At 59.6% G+C, this 17,260-nt stretch carries 11 protein-coding genes; 6 read left to right on the forward strand and 5 right to left on the reverse strand.

Features of this window, described 5'->3' with window-relative positions:
• Nucleotides 1-110: 110 nt before the first annotated feature.
• Nucleotides 111-599, reverse strand: a complete 489-nt coding sequence (locus tag ACM6IO_RS04365) for a TIGR00645 family protein (protein WP_008037914.1) — start codon at nt 597-599, stop codon at nt 111-113.
• Between the two features lie 159 nt (nt 600-758).
• On the opposite strand from ACM6IO_RS04365, the gene ACM6IO_RS04370 reads away from it, so the two are divergent.
• Nucleotides 759-2,588, forward strand: coding sequence for a hypothetical protein (locus ACM6IO_RS04370; RefSeq protein WP_414911014.1), 1,830 nt, complete (start codon nt 759-761; stop codon nt 2,586-2,588).
• A gap of 5 nt (nt 2,589-2,593) precedes the next feature.
• Here the strand turns inward: ACM6IO_RS04370 and ACM6IO_RS04375 are convergent, their stop codons facing one another.
• Nucleotides 2,594-2,935, reverse strand: coding sequence for a hypothetical protein (locus tag ACM6IO_RS04375; protein ID WP_008028851.1), 342 nt, complete (start codon nt 2,933-2,935; stop codon nt 2,594-2,596).
• A gap of 281 nt (nt 2,936-3,216) precedes the next feature.
• The gene (locus ACM6IO_RS04380; protein ID WP_008028854.1) at nt 3,217-5,655 is read right to left on the reverse strand and encodes a Lon protease family protein; all 2,439 of its coding nucleotides are present in this window, start codon (nt 5,653-5,655) and stop codon (nt 3,217-3,219) included.
• A gap of 417 nt (nt 5,656-6,072) precedes the next feature.
• Here ACM6IO_RS04380 and ACM6IO_RS04385 point away from each other — a divergent pair, with 417 nt between their 5' ends.
• The 4 genes from ACM6IO_RS04385 to ACM6IO_RS04400 all read left to right on the forward strand — a co-directional run bounded on the left by ACM6IO_RS04385 (nt 6,073) and on the right by ACM6IO_RS04400 (nt 9,767).
• A complete protein-coding gene (locus ACM6IO_RS04385) occupies nt 6,073-6,561 on the forward strand; it encodes a DUF3015 domain-containing protein (RefSeq protein WP_414911015.1) in 489 nt (162 codons plus the stop codon).
• Between the two features lie 216 nt (nt 6,562-6,777).
• Nucleotides 6,778-8,631, forward strand: coding sequence for a DUF4105 domain-containing protein (locus ACM6IO_RS04390; protein WP_414911016.1), 1,854 nt, complete (start codon nt 6,778-6,780; stop codon nt 8,629-8,631).
• 214 nt (nt 8,632-8,845) lie between these two features.
• Nucleotides 8,846-9,202 (forward strand): hypothetical protein, encoded by a 357-nt coding sequence (locus ACM6IO_RS04395; protein ID WP_008037920.1) that lies wholly within the window; start codon nt 8,846-8,848, stop codon nt 9,200-9,202.
• Nucleotides 9,203-9,272: 70 nt separating this feature from the next.
• Nucleotides 9,273-9,767: a GreA/GreB family elongation factor gene (locus ACM6IO_RS04400; protein ID WP_414911017.1), complete on the forward strand. Its 495-nt coding sequence runs from the start codon at nt 9,273-9,275 to the stop codon at nt 9,765-9,767.
• On the opposite strand, the gene gdhA is transcribed toward ACM6IO_RS04400, so the two are convergent.
• Both gdhA and ettA read right to left on the reverse strand, forming a co-directional pair.
• Entirely contained in the window at nt 9,764-11,101 is a 1,338-nt protein-coding gene (gene gdhA / locus ACM6IO_RS04405) for an NADP-specific glutamate dehydrogenase (protein ID WP_008028863.1), read from the reverse strand. The genes ACM6IO_RS04400 and gdhA overlap by 4 nt on opposite strands.
• A 347-nt stretch (nt 11,102-11,448) precedes the next feature.
• Complete coding sequence (gene ettA, locus ACM6IO_RS04410) at nt 11,449-13,113, reverse strand: energy-dependent translational throttle protein EttA (RefSeq protein WP_008028865.1); 1,665 nt, start codon at nt 13,111-13,113, stop codon at nt 11,449-11,451.
• A gap of 283 nt (nt 13,114-13,396) precedes the next feature.
• On the opposite strand from ettA, the gene ACM6IO_RS04415 reads away from it, so the two are divergent.
• Nucleotides 13,397-17,245 carry an EAL and GGDEF domain-containing protein gene (locus ACM6IO_RS04415; protein WP_414911018.1) on the forward strand — a complete coding sequence of 1,283 codons (3,849 nt, stop codon included), beginning with the start codon at nt 13,397-13,399 and terminating at the stop codon, nt 17,243-17,245.
• The last annotated feature ends 15 nt before the right edge of the window (nt 17,246-17,260 follow it).

Below are 17,260 nucleotides of genomic sequence, written 5' to 3' on the forward strand. Positions count from 1 at the left end.
GCGGTGCGGCGATCCGACTTGCCCGCGAAGAGGTCGTGTCAGTCGACATAAGTGTTGTCTGTCACGACGCCTTCGCGGGCAAGCCTCGCTCCTACAGTGCCTGGTGAGGATCAGTGCTTGGTGAGTTTATCCAGATACCCCATGGCAAACGCCGATACCACGAAGGTCATGTGGATGATCACGTACCACTTCAAATGCTCGGGATCGACGTTTTTGGCGTCCATGAAGATCCGCAGCAGGTGAATCGACGAAATCGCCACGATGGACGCCGCGACCTTCATCTTCAATGAAGACGAATCCATGGTGCCCAGCCAGTTGAGCTTTTCCTTGTTGTCATCGATATCCAGCTCGGAAACGAAGTTCTCGTAGCCGGAAATCATCACCATCACCAGCAAACCGCCCACCAGCGCCATGTCGATCAACGACAGCAGCACCAGAATCAGGTCCGATTCGGCCATCGAGAACACGTTAGGGATGACGTGGAAGACTTCCTGGAAGAATTTCAGCGCCAGGGCCAGCAGCCCGAGGGACAGACCGAAGTAGATCGGCGCCAGCAGCCAGCGGGAGGCATACATTGCATTTTCGATAAAGCGTTCCATTGAATCTCACACGTGGGCTGGAAATGGCCGCGAGTATACCAGCCCCCCGTTACAGCCAGAAACACTCGGAAAATCCGCCACCTGCGCGTGTGTGACAAGGTTTTTCTGCTAGTGTCCAAAGCATTGACACCTCTGCGACATCGGACAGGACGACGGGAAATGGATGTGCGATTGCCTTTAATGAGCGCCGGGATTTGTCTGGCCCTGCTGGTGAGCGGCTGTTCACCGGACGATGACAAACGCCAGGTCAGCCTTGAGGAAAAGACCGCGCAATTCGAAACCTCCCTCGACGCGATCCAGGACCCGAAACTCAAGGATGCCGTGGCCGAACTCGGTGGCTCCCTGCTGCTGCTCGAACGTGCGCAACTCAAACTCGACAGCAAACCGGTGGAAACCGAGTACGGCGCAGATGTCCTCGCCGTGCTCAAGCACTACCCCACGCCACAGGCGCTGGTCGACACGTACATTAACGGCCTGTTTGTGCTGCACAAGGATTCCAGCTCCGACTACCTGACCGATCTACAACCGGTGTTCCCGTTCAACTTCAACATTCCCGCCGAGTTTCTCTTTCCCCACGGCCTGGAATGGCAGTCGGTGACCTTGAGCAACAAACGCGTGATCCCGTTCCAGCCGGAGTGGTCGGAAACCGATCCGGGCATTCAACTGAGCCCGTCGAGCTCCAACCTGACCAGCCCCGACGATCTCACGGTGACTTATCCCTTCATCGACGGCCTGGGCATGGAAATCAAGAACCAGCCGCAGCCCATCAGCCTGCAAGGCAAGGTCGAAGTCATCGCCCCGCGCAGGCTCTATAGCTTCGACCTGACCAAAAAAGACGTCGGCCAGACTCGCAGCAATGACAACCTGAGCGTCACGCTGCTGAAGCTGACAAACAACTACGCCGAAATCGAGTTCAGCAACAGCGCGCCGCTGGCCCCGGAAGTCAGCGAGATACCCTTCAACCCGTCGGTCGTCCAGGCCAGGGACGCCACCGGGCAATTTCTCTCACGCTCGGGTTCGATCAACCAAACCGCCGCGCAAATTGCCTTCTACCAGAAACAACTGGCGAAAATGCAACAGCAGAAGAGCTGGAGCGAAGCCTTCGAAAGGCAGCTCGATGAGGAACAACGCGCGTTTGAGAAGCAACAAACCAGGCATTACTCCAAGGTGTATTTCAACGGCCCCATCGAGACCCTTGAAGTCAGCCTGCTGGACTTTTCGGCGGCCACGGTCACGCGCAAGGACCTGGACCTGCCGATCCGTCGCTTCGATCAACACACCACGGCAAAAACCATCCAGCCACTGACTTTACCCGTGGTCGTGTACGACGATCAGGCACCGACCTGGCTCAAAGGCGCAACGCTCAGCGAGGAGCAACTGAAGAAGAGCGTCAGCATCCGGCAATCGGTGGACGACCCGAGCGCGGCGCGCATCGAGTTCGATCACACCCGAAGCTTCAACGATGAACTGCTCGGCACGTCCTTCAGCCCTGGCGATAGCCCGGTCAGTTTCTTTACCGAGGACAGCAGCGGTCAACGTGACGAGCCGATCGAACTGCCGCCCGAGGCTTATCAGGTCGATCCCCTGCGCGGCATCATCACTTATGACTTGAACCTGTTCGCGCAAACGCCGGCGTTTGCGGTGGGATCCATGCCGCTGTTCCTGGCCACCGTCGACAAGCAGACACTTGAAACAGACCGGCTGCCCAAAGGCCTGGAACTGAAAGGCAATGCACTGGTGGTTGATCTGAAGCTGTTCCCCGCCCAGGACTGGCGCTTTTTCGCCAGGGACGACAGCGGCCACTATCTCAAGGAGATTCTTTCGGTCATTCACGATGCAAGTGCGCAGGGCCCGGCGTTATTCAGCGTGCATTACTTCTACGGCCAGCCGGCGCAGCTGGAAACCTACCAGCGAACCGATCTCACCACGGTGCAATATGGATTCGAGGTCAAACTCGACAAGGCTGATACGTCCAGCCTCGCCCAATAGTCGTCTCAGTGATCGGGGCGGAACTCGAAGCCGCCCATGTTGCGGCAGCGCCCACCATTGATTTCCCGTAGCTGGGCTTGCAGGTGCAGGCACCAGATTTGCGGGTCATCGGCCAGTTCATAGCCGTGCAACGTCAGGCTTTCAACGATGGTGTCGAGGATCGATTCAGCCGCGAAGGGCCCAGGAAACGGACCTTGGGCTTTGATGGCTGAGGGTTGTTCGCCAGCCATTCCGGCGGCGAAAAGCAAAGTCCACATGCCCGTATCACCAGCCAATGGCTTGATGGCACATTCGATACGGGTCACAAGGCCCAGGCATTGACGGGTGAGGCAGAGGTTGCGCGACATGGCGGCGACCCTCGGTAGATCCGGTATTCAGCTCCCACGGGAGAACTGTCTCGATCCAGTGATTACTGTCGATGTCCTTGAGCTGAGAATAGAAGAAAAGTCAGGCCCGCACGCCAACTGAGACCAGAAGGCGCCGAATGGTCATTGTGTGAATATTGACGTCAGAGTGATGGCACTTGTAAGAGCGAGGCTTGCCCGCGAAAGCCATGACGCGGTTTGCCGGAATAACCGCGTTATCGTTCTTCGCGGGCAAGCCTCGCTCCTACAGGGACTCCTCTGTGTCAGGCCGGCTTGGCTTCGACCAACGCTTCCTGTGCCGCTTCTTTCTCGGCTTCTTTCAGGTCTTCTTCGCTGATCATTTCCGCGATCACCCGCAAGCGCTCCACCACCCGCGCATTCACGCTGCCTTCTGGGAATTCGCCATTCTCATCCGGCGCACCGGCAGGCTCGCCGACCAACAGGCTCAGCGCTTCGTCAGCCTGGCGTACTGCGTAAACGTGGAATTGCCCTGCGCGCACCGCCGCCAGCACTTTCTCGTCCAGCATCAGCGTCGCCACGTTGGCGTGAGGAATGATCGCCCCCTGCTCACCGGTCAGCCCGCGGGCTTCGCAGAGACGGAAGAAGCCTTCGATCTTCTCGTTGACCCCGCCCACCGCCTGCACTTCGCCGAACTGGTTGATCGAGCCGGTGATTGCAAAGCATTGCTTGAGCGGTGTTTTCGACAACGCCGAAATCAACGTGCATGCCTCGCCCAACGACGCACTGTCGCCATCGACATAACCGTAGGACTGCTCCAGGGCGATACTTGCGGAAATTGCCAACGGGAATTCCTGAGCGTAACGGCTGCCCAGATACCCGGTGAGGATCATCACGCCTTTGGAGTGAATCGGCTGGCCGAGGTTGACCTCACGCTCGATGTCGACAATACCGCTGCCACCCGGGTACACCGTGGCGGAAATCCGCGCCGGGACACCAAACGCCGAGTCCCCGACTTCCAGTACCGTCAGCCCGTTGCACTTGCCCACGGCCGCGCCATCGGTGTCGATCAGGATGATCCCCGCCAGCATGTCATCGAGAATCCGCGCCGAAACGCGCCCGGTGCGGGTGGCCTTGGCCTTGAGCGCACGCTCGATGTGCCCGGCGTCGGTCATTTCATCGCTGGCCAGGTGACGAATGAAATCCGCCTCGCTGACCAGTTGGAACAAGTCACCGATCCGCGCCGACAAACGCCCCTGGTGCTCGGCCAGACGCGCGCTGTAGGTCGCCAGACGCGCCACCGCATCGGCGGTCAGCGGTGCCATGCCTTCTTCGGAGGTACGGGTTTTGAGCAACTGGGCGAACTGCTCCAGGCTTTCGTCGACCATCGGGATGTCTTCGTCGAAGTCCACCAGAACGCGGAACATCTCCTGGAAGTCCGGATCGAGGTCTTGCAGCGTGTAATACAACTGCCGGGCACCGATGATGACGACTTTGACCTGCAACGGAATGTGTTGCGGTGTCAGGGTCACGGTGGCCAGACGCCCCAGCTCACCCAGCGGTGATTCCATTTTCAGTTTGCGCGATTGCAGGGCGCGCTTGAGCGCATCCCATACGAACGGCTCGCTGAGCATTTTATCGGCTTCAAGGATCAGGAAACCGCCGTTAGCGCGGTGCAGCGCGCCCGGTCGCAACTGGCGATACGTGGTGTAGAGCGCGCCCTGATCGGTGCTGTATTCGATGCGGCCAAACAGGTTTTCGTAGGTCGGGTGCGGCTCGAACACCACCGGCGCACCGCCGCTGGCCGAGTGACCGACCACCAGGCTCGGCGCGTATTGCTCTTCCAGCATCTTGCGCGCCACCGCATCGACCTTGCTGTCGTCGACCAATTGCTCGACCACGGTTTTCAGCAAGTAAACCTGCATGGCTTGCAGGTAACCGCACACCGCCGCGTTCTCGGCGTATTTTTCCGACAACGGCGACAGCAACGGCTGCAAGGCCAGGGTGATGGTTTCTTCGTTGAGGTGGCGCAGCTGATTGCTCGACTCGCGCTTCCACTGCGGCAGGCTGGCGAGTTCTTCGTTCAGACGCTCTTCCAGACCGGAGATGTCTTCGTGGAAACGCTCGCGATCGGCTTCCGGCAACTGGGCGAATTCAGCTTCATCCAGCGCCTTGCCTTCGCTCATCGGGGTAAACGCGATGTTGCTCGCGTCACGGTACAGCGCGACTTCTTTTTCCAGCGCCAGGCGCTCGATGATGTCCAGCGCCTTGTCGTAGCGCTGGTTGAAGGCGCGGTCGATGGCGCTTTTTTTCTGCTGATAAGACGGATGTTCGAAGACCGCCGGGAAGGTCGCCAGCAGGTTGTCGATCAAAGCGTTGATATCACCGATGAACGCGCCGGCCGTGCCCGATGGCAATTCCAGGGCGCGCGGCTCGCGGGGTTCATCGAAATTGTTGACGTAGACCCAATCGGCCGGGGTCTGCAGGCGCTTGCCTTCGGCCTTCAGGTAGCGTTTGACGAACGAAAACCGGCCAGTGCCAGGCTCGCCCATGACGAATACGTTGTAACCGGGGCGTGGCATGGCCACACCAAACTGCAAGGCTTCGACCGCACGTTCCTGGCCAAGCACACCGCGGAAGGGCTCCAGATCATTGGTGGTAGAGAAGCTGAACTGTTCAGCGGAAAACGGACGGGTCAGCGCTTCGGGCGCTAGACGCAAGCTGGCAGCAACAGGATCAGGCATCGGGCTTCCTTACATCAGGCGGGGCAGATAGCGGCATTCTGGCGCTGCCCATACCCCACTTGCAAGGCGCGCCTTTCGCCAAAGCATAGCCAAACGGGCATCCCCAGGCGGGCCGGGTCTAAATCAATGTTTTCAACGAATGTTTCGGAAAAAGTAACGGAACCCTTGGAACGTGCCTAAACTCCAAGCTGCGCGGCTGGAACAATAACCGGCCCACTGGCGCCGTAGTGGTCTGTACGAAAACTCGCCGAGCGGCGATCAGGCAAGGCGAAAACAGACGAGGAAGCGGAGTGTGGGGGACCCACATGAGCATTCCGAGTCTGTTTTCAACGCAGCCTGATCGTCGCGCAGGCAGTTTCCGTACAGAGCCGGGCCAGAACCCTTGTCCATTGGTACGCACATAAAGAGAACAAAGCTATGAAACGGATTCTTCTCGGTACTCTCTTCACCGCTGTATCCATCAACGCTATGGCACAGGCGCCAGGCGGCCCGGATTGCGGGTGGGGCAACATGCTGTTCGAAGGTCAGCGTGGCACCCCGGCACACTTCCTGGCATCCACCACTAACGGCACTTCCGGCAACGCAACGTTCGGTATGACCTCTGGTACCAACGGTTGCGCGACTAATGCGTCGCTGACTTATGGCGGCAAATCCTGGTTTGCCATGAATGGCATGATGAACGAGCTGTCCGAAGACATGGCTAAAGGTAACGGCGAAGCGCTGACGACCTACGCCGTGGTACTGGGCGTGGCGCCGGAAGACCGTGCGCATTTCGCGGCTGTGACTCACGAGCACTTCCAGCAGATCTTCAGCAAGGCTGACATGACTGCAGAAGATGTGCATACCAACACCCTGGCCGTTTTGAAGGCCGATCCTCGTCTGGCCAAGTACGCAACTCAAGCTTAAGCTCGACCCGCCCGCTCCTTTCGGGGAGCGGGTTTTATTTTTTTGGACCTGCCCTCTTTCGGCCATATCGTTCAATTGTAGGAGCCGGCTTGCTGGCGATCGCATCAACGCGGTTGTCCAGTTACAACGCGGCGCTGCCATCGCCAGCAAGCCGGCTCCTACAAGGACGGATCTTCCGTACCGGGTCTTTATTTTTTTCGACTTAAGTTGCCCACTATGCTCAAACGCCTTGCCTGGCTGGCGCTCTGTGTCTGCGCCCCGCTGTCCGCCGCGCCTCACATCGACAATCAACGTTTGCAGCAACTGGCCAACGACCCCTTCTGGATTTCCCTGGGGCATTACGAAACCGCCAAGCTCGGTGGCTGGCGCAGCTATGTCAGCGACAGGAAATTCTTTCTGGCGCCCGATGGCAACGAACACCCCGACCGCGAACTGGCGGCCACCGTACAGGCGCTGTACGCACCGGCCAGTGCCGGCGAAAAGCATGCGCAATGTGTCTACCCGGCGCGTACCCGCTGGCTCAAGGCGCAACTCAACCTGACTGACTTGCCGGCACTGGACTGTGCCGAATTCAAGCAATGGTTCAAGGATGTCTCGCCCCACAGCGCGGTGATGATTTTCCCGGCAGCCTACTTGAACAGTCCGTCATCGATGTTCGGCCACACGCTGCTGCGCATCGATCAGGCGGATGTGCAGAGCGACAAAACGTCATTGCTCAGCTACGCCATCAACTTCGGCGCCTACATCGAAGGTTCCGACAACAGCATTCTCTACGCCTGGAAAGGTTTGATGGGCGGCTATCCGGGCCTGTTTGCGCTGGTGCCGTATCAGGAAAAACTCTCGGAGTACCGCAGCCTCGAAAACCGTGACCTGTGGGAATACCGGCTGAACCTGACACAGCAGGAAACCGAGCGCATGGTCGAGCACGTCTGGGAACTCAAGCAGATCCAGTTCGACTATTTCTTCTTCGACGAAAACTGCTCCTATCGCCTGCTGGAACTGCTGCAAGTGGCGCGTCCAAGCCTGCGCCTGACCGAACAGTTCCCGCTGACCGCCATTCCCACCGACACGGTCAAAGCGGTGAAAGAAGCCGGCCTGGTGGAGTCCATTCAATATCGGCCTTCCCGCGAACGCGAACTGCTGAGCCGCGCCGAACCGTTGAATCCTGAAGAGCAGCAGTGGGTACTGAAAGTCAGCGCCGACCAGAAACAGTTGCAGGAACCGGCGTTCAAGGCGCAACCGCGCGAACGTCAGGCGCTGATCATCGACGCGGCTTACCGGCTCGAACGCTACCGCGCCAACGGCCAGGAACGCGACCCGCAGCGAGCTCAGCGCAGTTTTGAATTGCTGCGGGCGATCAACCAGAACCCGGCGCCGGAGCTGGACATCCCGCAACCGGGCTTGCCCGAAGATGGCCATGAATCGCGCACCTGGCAGGCCGGTCTCGGCACCCGGGGCGACAAAGCCTTTGGCGAATATGGCCTGCGCATGGCGTATCACGATCTCAACGACAACTCGGAAAGCTTTCCCCTCGGCGCGCAGATCGAAATCCTGCAGATGAAACTGCGCCAATACGAAGGCAATCAGTGGCAGTTGCAGCAACTGGATCTGGCGACCATTCGCTCCCTGACCCCGCGCAACGAGCTGCTGCAACCGCTGTCGTGGCAGGTCACCGGCGGCCTGGAGCGGGTGCCGGGCAAACATGACGATGAAACACTCGTCAGTCATGTCAACGGCGGTGGTGGCGGCACGTGGCAACTGGGCGACGACATGCTCGGTTTTGCCTTGGGCACCGTGCGCGTCGAACACAATAACGACTTCGCCGGTTTCATCGCCCCCGCGGCAGGTTTCAACAGCGGTGTGCTATGGAAGAATCCGCTGGGCAATTTCAGCCTGGAGGCCAAGGGGGATTTCTTCACCAATGGCGAAGTGCGCCGTAGTTTGAGTCTGAACCAGCAGTGGGAATTGTCGCGTAACCTGGGTCTGCGTCTGAGCGCCCAGCGCGAATTCAGCCATCTGGCCACACCTGAGAATGAAGTGATGCTTGAGCTGAAGTGGTATCACTACTGACCTGACACACCACCTTCCCTGTGGGAGCGGGCTTGCTCGCGAAGGCGTAGTGTCATTCAACACTGATGGTGACTGACAATACGCCTTCGCGAGCAAGCCCGCTCCCACATTGGATCTGTGTTGTTCAACGGATTCATCACAGGCCTTTCACGAAGGTCTCACGAATGCACTTCTAGACTTGAACCATAGGCCGTTGAACGGCCGGGAGTCCGAGATGTGGCGTTGCGTGGGTGTGATGGGTGTGTTGCTGTTGTGCGCGGGTTGCCAGACGACTCACGAAGACCTGATTGCCAAGGGTTATCCTCCGGCATTCGCCGATGGTTTCGATGACGGCTGCAGCAGTGGTCGACAGGCCGCCGGGGCGATCACCGGTGAATTTCGCAAGAACGTGCCGCGGTATCTCAAGGACAAGCCATACGCCGAAGGCTGGAGCGATGGCTTCCGCCAATGCCAGGCCATGCGCGAAAGCGAAGACCGCGAGGACTATCGCAGCCATCACTGGGACGAACGTGAAAAAGCCTGGCAACAGCAGAAAGATCAGGACGCCGCCCGTGCGTTTCGCTCGCAATGAGTCGCTGACAGACATCCGCCGAAACTAAAAGCCTGTGACCATGGCCTAAACCCTATAACGGGAGGAAACCATGAGTCGCGCCTTCGTCAATGAAGATAACGCCGCCGCGCAAGTTGATCAGCCCGTCGAACGGCAGGTCAGCACGCAGCCCAATTACGTCACGCCCGCAGGCCTTGCCCAGTTGCAGGCAAAAGTCGCCGGGTTGCAACAATTGCACAATGAACAATCGGCCCAAGGCGAGCAGGCCGACAAGCAACGCCTGGTGGACCTTGAGCGGGATTTGCGCTACTTCAATCAGCGCCTGCAAAGCGCTCAGGTCGTGACCGCCGCCAGTTCAACGCAAAAGGTGCAGATCGGCAGCCGCGTGACCTTCGCCGACGAGTACAGCACCGAGCAAACCGTGCAATTGGTCGGTGAAGACCAGGCCGACGCGTCTGCGGGCCTGATCAACTGGGGTTCACCGCTGGGCCGGGCATTGCTTGGGGCGCAACTCGGCGACGAGGTGCTGTGGCAACGCCCGGCGGGCGATCAGACGATCGAAATCATCCGCATCGAACCGGCTTAAACCACGCCCTGGGCGAGCATGGCGTCGGCGACTTTGACGAAACCGGCAATGTTCGCGCCTTTGACGTAGTTGATGCGGCCGTTCTCTTCGCCGTAATGCACGCACGCATGGTGGATCGACTGCATGATCCCGTGGAGTTTGCTGTCCACTTCCCCGCCGGTCCACAGCAGACGCATGGCGTTCTGCGACATCTCCAGCCCGCTCACCGCGACACCGCCGGCGTTGGACGCCTTGCCCGGCGCGAACAGAATCCCGGCCTCGATAAACAGGTCCACAGCTTCCAGGGTGGTCGGCATGTTCGCGCCTTCCGCCACGCAGATGCAGCCGTTGCGCAGCAACGTGCGCGCGGCCTCGGCATCCAGTTCGTTTTGAGTGGCGCAGGGCAGCGCGATGTCGCACGCCAGATCCCACGGGCACTGACCCGCACGGAACTCCAGACCGAAACGCGTGGCCAGTTCGCTGATCCGTCCACGCTTGACGTTTTTCAGCTCCAACAGCGCCAGCCACTGTTCTTCGGTCAAACCCGCCTCGCAGTACAGCGTGCCTTCGGAGTCCGAGAGCGAAATCACCTTGCCGCCCAGGTCCATGACCTTGCGCGCCGCGTACTGCGCAACGTTGCCGGAACCCGAGATCGCTACGCGCTTGCCTTCGACGGCTTCACCGCTGCGCTTGAGCATTTCCTCGGCGAAGTACACGCAGCCGAAACCGGTGGCTTCCGGACGAATCAGGCTGCCGCCATAGCTCGGGCCTTTCCCGGTCAGCACGCTGGTGAACTGGTTGCTCAGGCGTTTGTACTGACCGAACAGGAAACCGATCTCGCGGGCACCGACGCCGATGTCGCCGGCCGGCACGTCAACGTCTGCACCGATGTGGCGGTACAACTCGCTCATGAAGGCCTGGCAGAAGCGCATGACTTCCGCGTCGCTTTTGCCTTTCGGGTCGAAGTCCGAGCCACCCTTGCCACCGCCCATGGGCAACGAGGTCAGGGAGTTTTTGAAGGTTTGTTCGAAGGCGAGGAATTTCAGTACGCCGAGGTTCACCGATGGATGGAAACGCAAGCCGCCCTTGTACGGACCGATCGCGCTGTTCATCTGGATGCGGAAACCGCGATTGACCTGCACCTTGCCGTGATCGTCGACCCAGGAAACACGGAACACAATCGCCCGCTCCGGCTCGCAGATCCGCTCCAGAATGCCGGAGGTCAGATAATGCGGATTGGCTTCGAGAAATGGCCACAGACTGCGCAGGACCTCTTCGACGGCCTGATGGAATTCAGGTTGGTCCGGGTCGCGTTTTTTCAGTCGGGCAAGGAAGGTTTCGACGGATTCGATCATGGAAAAGTCTCGGCAAATTTATTGTCGCTGGAAGAGATTGGGCCGGACTTTAGCAAACGGAGCGCGCACAGTAATAGAGCAAAATGTCGCGTTTATGAAATTAAATGGTGCGCAGGATATAAATAACCTCCATTTTCAGGCTGATTTCGCACCTAAAAAGGGATTCACAAATTGGATCATGCACCAGTAGTGATTCCGCTTTCGCGAGCAAGCTTTGCTCCTACAGTTGATCGCGTCCCCTGTAGGAGCAAAGCTTGCTCGCGATGAATGCACCTCGGTGTACCTGAAAAAACCCATAAAAAAACGGAGCCCCGAAGGCTCCGTTTTTTCATGCAACCAACCCGAAATCAGGCCAGTTTCTTGTGCCGTACACGATGCGGCTGGGAAGCCGCTTCGCCGAGGCGTTTCTTACGGTCGGCTTCGTACTCGGTGTAGTTACCTTCGAAGAACACCGCTTGCGAATCGTCTTCGTACGCCAGGATGTGCGTCGCGACGCGATCAAGGAACCACCGATCGTGAGAGATCACAATGGCGGCGCCCGGGAAGTCCAGCAGGGCTTCTTCCAGGGAACGCAGGGTTTCAACGTCGAGGTCGTTGGACGGTTCGTCGAGCAGCAGGACGTTGCCGCCCTCTTTCAGGGTCAAGGCCAGGTGCAAGCGACCGCGCTCACCACCGGACAGGTCCTTGACGAACTTCTGCTGATCGCCGCCCTTGAAGTTGAAGCGACCGACGTAGGTACGCGACGGGATCTCGTAGTTGCCGATGCGGATCTGATCCGAACCGTCGGAGATTTGCTGGAACACAGTCTTGCTGCCGTCCAGGTCTTCGCGGCTCTGATCGACGCAGGCCAGTTGCACGGTTTCGCCGACTTCGATGCTGCCCGAATCCGGTTGTTCCTTGCCCATCAGCATGCGGAACAGCGTCGACTTACCGGCACCGTTACCGCCGATCACGCCGACGATGGCGCCTTTTGGCATGGAGAACGACAGGTTGTCGATCAGCACGCGATCGCCGTAGCCCTTGGAAACGTTCTTGAACTCGATGACCTTGTCGCCCAGGCGCGGACCGGCCGGGATGTAGATTTCGTTGGTTTCCGAACGCTTCTGGAATTCCTGCGATTGCATTTCTTCGAAACGTTGCAGACGTGCCTTGGATTTGGACTGGCGGGCCTTGGCGCCTTTGCGCACCCACTCCAGTTCTTCCTTCATGGCTTTTTCGTGGGCCGACTGCTGCTTGGATTCGGCAGCGAGACGATCGGACTTGGCTTCAAGCCAACCCGAATAGTTGCCCTCGTACGGGATACCGGCGCCGCGGTCGAGCTCGAGGATCCAGCCAGCAACGTTGTCCAGGAAGTAACGGTCGTGCGTGATCGCAACGACAGTGCCCGGGAAGTCGTGGAGGAAGTGTTCCAGCCAGGCGACGGAATCGGCGTCCAGGTGGTTGGTCGGTTCGTCGAGCAGCAGCATGTCCGGTGCGGACAGCAGCAGGCGGCACAGGGCCACACGACGCTTTTCACCACCGGAAAGGAATTCGACCTTGGCATCCCAGGCCGGCAGGCGCAGCGCATCGGCGGCGACTTCCAGTTGGCGATCCAGGTTGTGACCGTCGCTGGCTTGCAGGATGGCTTCGAGCTTGGCCTGTTCGGCGGCCAGTTTGTCGAAGTCGGCATCTTCATCAGCGTAAGCCGCGTAGACCTCGTCCAGGCGTGCCTGGGCGTTCTTGATCACGCTGACCGCTTCCTCGACCACTTCACGCACGGTCTTGGTCGGGTCCAGGATCGGTTCCTGTGGCAGGTAGCCGATGTTCAGCTCCGGCATCGGACGGGCTTCGCCCTCGAACTCGGTGTCGACGCCGGCCATGATTTTCAGCAGCGTGGATTTACCCGAACCGTTGAGGCCGAGCACGCCGATCTTGGCGCCGGGGAAGAAGGACAGCGAAATGTTTTTCAGGATTTCCCGCTTCGGCGGAACAACTTTGCCCAGCCGATGCATGGTGAAGACGTATTGAGCCATGGAGAACCTTGGGTCAGTGACAGATGAATGATTGGAGCGCAGGCGATGCCCGGCCAGGCCGTGCGCGTCGACGACTGATAGGTATCAATGCTGCGCGCTGAAAAAACCTGATTCTAGGAGCTGGAACGCTCCCGCGTAACCGGCAAAGCTACCTTATTGACAGAAGGCAGTCCAGCCGGGAGGGTCTGGCACTTTGCCACAACTCAAGGCATGCTAGCCGCCCTCCGGGCGTCCGGCTTATAGTGCACGTCGCGCCAGTCCAGCTAAATCGCAGGATTACAGTTTGTCTAATGTCACTCCGCCCTTGACCACCCGTGCACCGACTGCTGTGCCCGGTTCCCCCCTGCGCGGAACATTAAAGGGCGCGCTGGCGACACTCGTGCTTTTGCTGCTCGCGTTGCTGTTCTGGCAACTGCTGGATCAGCTGCGCGAAACCCAGAAAAACCAGCGCCAATACACCATCGACTACACCGCCGATCTGGCTGCGCAAGTCAGCCTGAACATGTCGCTCAATGCGCAGATCGCCCTCAACCTGCTACCGATCGTCGAACAGCCGCAAAGCGCCGACGAACAGCAGGAGCTGCTGCGCAAGCTGCAAAAGTCCTTGCCCGACCTGCGCAGCCTCGCGTTGTTGAGCCCCTCAGGGAAAGTCATCAGCGACACCACCGCCGACAGCGACGACGCCGACTACCTCGTCGAACTGGTACGCCGCAGCCGTACCCAGGCACATTATTTCAGCAACGCCGATAACGGTTCGGTGGTGCACCTGTTGCTGCATCAAGCCAGCGGCAGCTCTCGGGGCTATTGGGTCCTGCGCCTGACGCCGAGCTTTTTCTCGTCACTGACCAAACCAGGCGAGGCCGGCATCCGCCCAATGTGGCTGGTGGAAAACCGCGTCAATCACCAGGTCATCAGCCGCGATGATTCACAGCCCCTGGCCAAGCCGAGCGAGCTGACCGCGAATGATGTGGCCAACAGCGTGCTGACGGTCCCCCTGACCGGCAGCGACTGGCAACTGCGCGGGTTGTTCGACCGCCAACGTGTGATCGAAGAACTGCTGCCGGCGTTTATCGGTAAATGCCTGTTGGGGCTGGCGCTCTCTCTGCTGCCGCTGATCGCCCTGTTGAACATACGCCGTCGTCAGCGCCAGGTGAGTGAAGGTCGCCGGCGCTATCAGGATATTTTCGAAGGCACCGGCGTCGCCCTGTGCGTGCTCGATGTGTCTGGCCTCAAGAACGTCTTCGACAAAAACCAGTTGCACAGCACCGAACACCTGCAAACCTGGCTGGAAACCCCGGAACAACGCCAGCAACTGTTGCAGGAACTGCGCATCACCGAGGTCAACCAGGTTGCCCTGCAACTGCTCAACGTGAATTCCTGCGAGCAAGCCTGGAAGTTGCTGATCGACGGCAATCCGCTGGATGGCACCGCCATCGGCAATCAAGTGCTTGAAGCGGTGCTCAATCAGCAGAAACAGTTTGAGCTGGAAATAAAACTGCAAGACGCCAATGGCCGCGATCAGCACCTGTGGCTGGTGATGCGCCTGCCGGAAAACCAGGACGACTATAAAGCGGTGATCCTGAGCATCAGCGACATCACCAGTCGCAAGCTCATCGAACTGTCGCTGCTTGAGCGTGAAGGGTTCTGGTCCGACGTGGTGCGCACCGTGCCGGATCATTTGTACGTCCAGGACGTGATCAGCCAGCGCATGATCTTCAGCAACCACCACCTGGGCCAGACACTCGGTTACAACCGCACCGAGCTGCACCAGATGGGCGAGTACTTCTGGGAAATCCTGCTGCACCCCGAAGATGCCGACCACTACCACCGCGCGCGCCAGACCCAGCGGCACGCGGGCTATACGCAATTGCTGCAATGCCAACTGCGCTTCCGTCACCGCAACGGCAAATGGCGGCGTTTCGATATTCGTGAGCAGGCGCTGGCGCGGGACAAACACGACCAGGTCACACGGATCATCGGCGTGGCCAAGGACATCACCGAGCAGATCGAGGCCAGTGAGTCCCTGCGCGACAGCGAGCAGCGCTACCGGATGCTCGCCGAAAGCATCAGCGACGTGATTTTCTCCACCGACAGCAAGCTCTCGCTCAACTACGTCAGCCCGTCGGTGCAAGCCGTGCTGGGCTACGACACCGACTGGATTTTCCAGAACGGCTGGCAGTCGACCATCGCCAACCCGCAACAGTTGACCGGCATCTACAACCTGATGGACCGCGTCAGCAAAGCGCTGGGCAAACCCGACCAACTGGCGCTGTTGCGCAGCCAGGTGCAGACCCAACTGTTCCTGTTCGACTGCCTGCGTGCCGATGGGCGCAAGATACCAATCGAGTTGCGGCTGGTGCTGGTCTGGGACGAACACGGCGCCTTCGAAGGCGTGCTCGGTGTCGGTCGCGACATCAGCCAGCAACGCCGCGCCGAGAAAGACCTGCGCATGGCGGCCACGGTATTCGAACACTCGACGTCGGCGATCCTGATCACCGACCCGGCAGGCTACATCGTGCAGGCCAACGAAGCGTTCAGCCGCGTGAGCGGCTATGCGGTGGAGCAAGTGCTCGACCAGTTGCCGAACATGCTGACCGTCGACGAGCAGCAGGAAGCGCACCTGCGCTATGTGCTCAAGCAATTGAACCAGCACAGCACCTGGGAAGGCGAAGTCTGGCTCAGGCGTCGTAACGGCGAGCATTACCCGGCGTGGGTCGGTATCACAGCGGTGCTCGACGATGAAGGCGATCTGGCCAGTTACGTGTGTTTCTTCAGCGACATCAGCGAGCGCAAGGCCAGTGAACAACGGATTCACCGCCTCGCCTATTACGACGCCCTGACGCACCTGCCCAACCGCACGCTGTTCCAGGACCGCCTGCACACCGCGCTGCAATCGGCGGAACGGCAGAAGTCCTGGGTGGTGCTGATGTTCCTCGACCTCGACCGTTTCAAGCCGATCAACGACTCCCTGGGCCACGCCGCCGGCGATCGCATGCTCAAGGAAATGGCCACGCGCCTGCTCGGTTGCGTCGATGACGACGACACCGTGGCGCGTATGGGCGGCGACGAATTCACCTTGCTCCTGCAACCGCGGGCCAACCGTGAAATCGCCCTCAATCGGGCGATTCACGTGGCCGAACAGATTCTTGCCAGCCTGGTGAAACCGTTCGTGCTTGAAGGCCGCGAATTCTTCGTCACCGCCAGTATCGGCATCGCCCTGAGCCCGCAGGACGGCAACGAACTCAGTCAGCTGATGAAGAACGCCGACACCGCGATGTACCACGCCAAGGAACGCGGTAAGAACAACTTCCAGTTCTATCAGGCGGACATGAACGCCAGTGCCCTCGAGCGTCTGGAGCTGGAAAGCGACCTGCGTCACGCCCTGGAACAGAACGAATTCGTTCTGTACTACCAGCCGCAATTCAGCGGCGACGGCAAACGCCTGACCGGTGCCGAAGCCTTGCTGCGCTGGCGTCATCCGCGCCGTGGCCTGGTGCCGCCGGGGGATTTCATTCCGGTGCTCGAAGAACTGGGCCTGGTGGTGGACGTCGGCGACTGGGTGATCAGCGAGGCGTGCCGTCAGCTCAAGACCTGGCATCAGGCCAAGGTGCGGGTGCCGAAGGTATCGGTAAACATCTCTGCCCGGCAGTTCTCCGACGGCCAGCTCGGCACGCGGATCGCCACCATCCTCAAGGAAACAGGCCTGCCACCGGCGTGCCTGGAGCTGGAGCTGACCGAAAGTATCCTGATGCGCGAAGTCAGCGAGGCGATGCAGATTCTGGCCGGGCTGAAAAACCTCGGGCTGAGCATCGCGGTCGACGACTTCGGCACCGGTTATTCGTCGCTCAACTACCTCAAGCAGTTCCCGATCGACGTGCTGAAGATCGACCGAACCTTTGTCGATGGCTTGCCGTCGGGTGAACAGGATGCGCAGATCGCCCGGGCAATCATTGCCATGGCCCACAGCCTCAACCTGGCGGTGATCGCCGAGGGCGTGGAAACCCATGAGCAGCTGGACTTCCTGCGTGAGCATGGCTGCGATGAGGTTCAGGGTTACCTGTTCGGGCGGCCGATGCCGGCGGGCCGGTTTGAAGCGCAGTTCAGTAATGATGCGTTGTTCATGTTCGACTGAAATTTGTAGTGCTGC

It is taken from the genome of Pseudomonas sp. IT-P44 (assembly GCF_949768225.1).
GTDB lineage: Bacteria > Pseudomonadota > Gammaproteobacteria > Pseudomonadales > Pseudomonadaceae > Aquipseudomonas > Aquipseudomonas migulae.

Bases quoted from the DNA above. Each gene is read 5' to 3' on its own strand.
- ACM6IO_RS04365 (WP_008037914.1), bottom strand. From the start codon at position 599: ATGGAACGCTTTATCGAAAATGCAATGTATGCCTCCCGCTGGCTGCTG.
- ACM6IO_RS04370 (WP_414911014.1), top strand. From the start codon at position 759: ATGGATGTGCGATTGCCTTTAATGAGCGCCGGGATTTGTCTGGCCCTG.
- ACM6IO_RS04375 (WP_008028851.1), bottom strand. From the start codon at position 2,935: ATGTCGCGCAACCTCTGCCTCACCCGTCAATGCCTGGGCCTTGTGACC.
- ACM6IO_RS04380 (WP_008028854.1), bottom strand. From the start codon at position 5,655: ATGCCTGATCCTGTTGCTGCCAGCTTGCGTCTAGCGCCCGAAGCGCTG.
- ACM6IO_RS04385 (WP_414911015.1), top strand. From the start codon at position 6,073: ATGAAACGGATTCTTCTCGGTACTCTCTTCACCGCTGTATCCATCAAC.
- ACM6IO_RS04390 (WP_414911016.1), top strand. From the start codon at position 6,778: ATGCTCAAACGCCTTGCCTGGCTGGCGCTCTGTGTCTGCGCCCCGCTG.
- ACM6IO_RS04395 (WP_008037920.1), top strand. From the start codon at position 8,846: ATGTGGCGTTGCGTGGGTGTGATGGGTGTGTTGCTGTTGTGCGCGGGT.
- ACM6IO_RS04400 (WP_414911017.1), top strand. From the start codon at position 9,273: ATGAGTCGCGCCTTCGTCAATGAAGATAACGCCGCCGCGCAAGTTGAT.
- gdhA (WP_008028863.1), bottom strand. From the start codon at position 11,101: ATGATCGAATCCGTCGAAACCTTCCTTGCCCGACTGAAAAAACGCGAC.
- ettA (WP_008028865.1), bottom strand. From the start codon at position 13,113: ATGGCTCAATACGTCTTCACCATGCATCGGCTGGGCAAAGTTGTTCCG.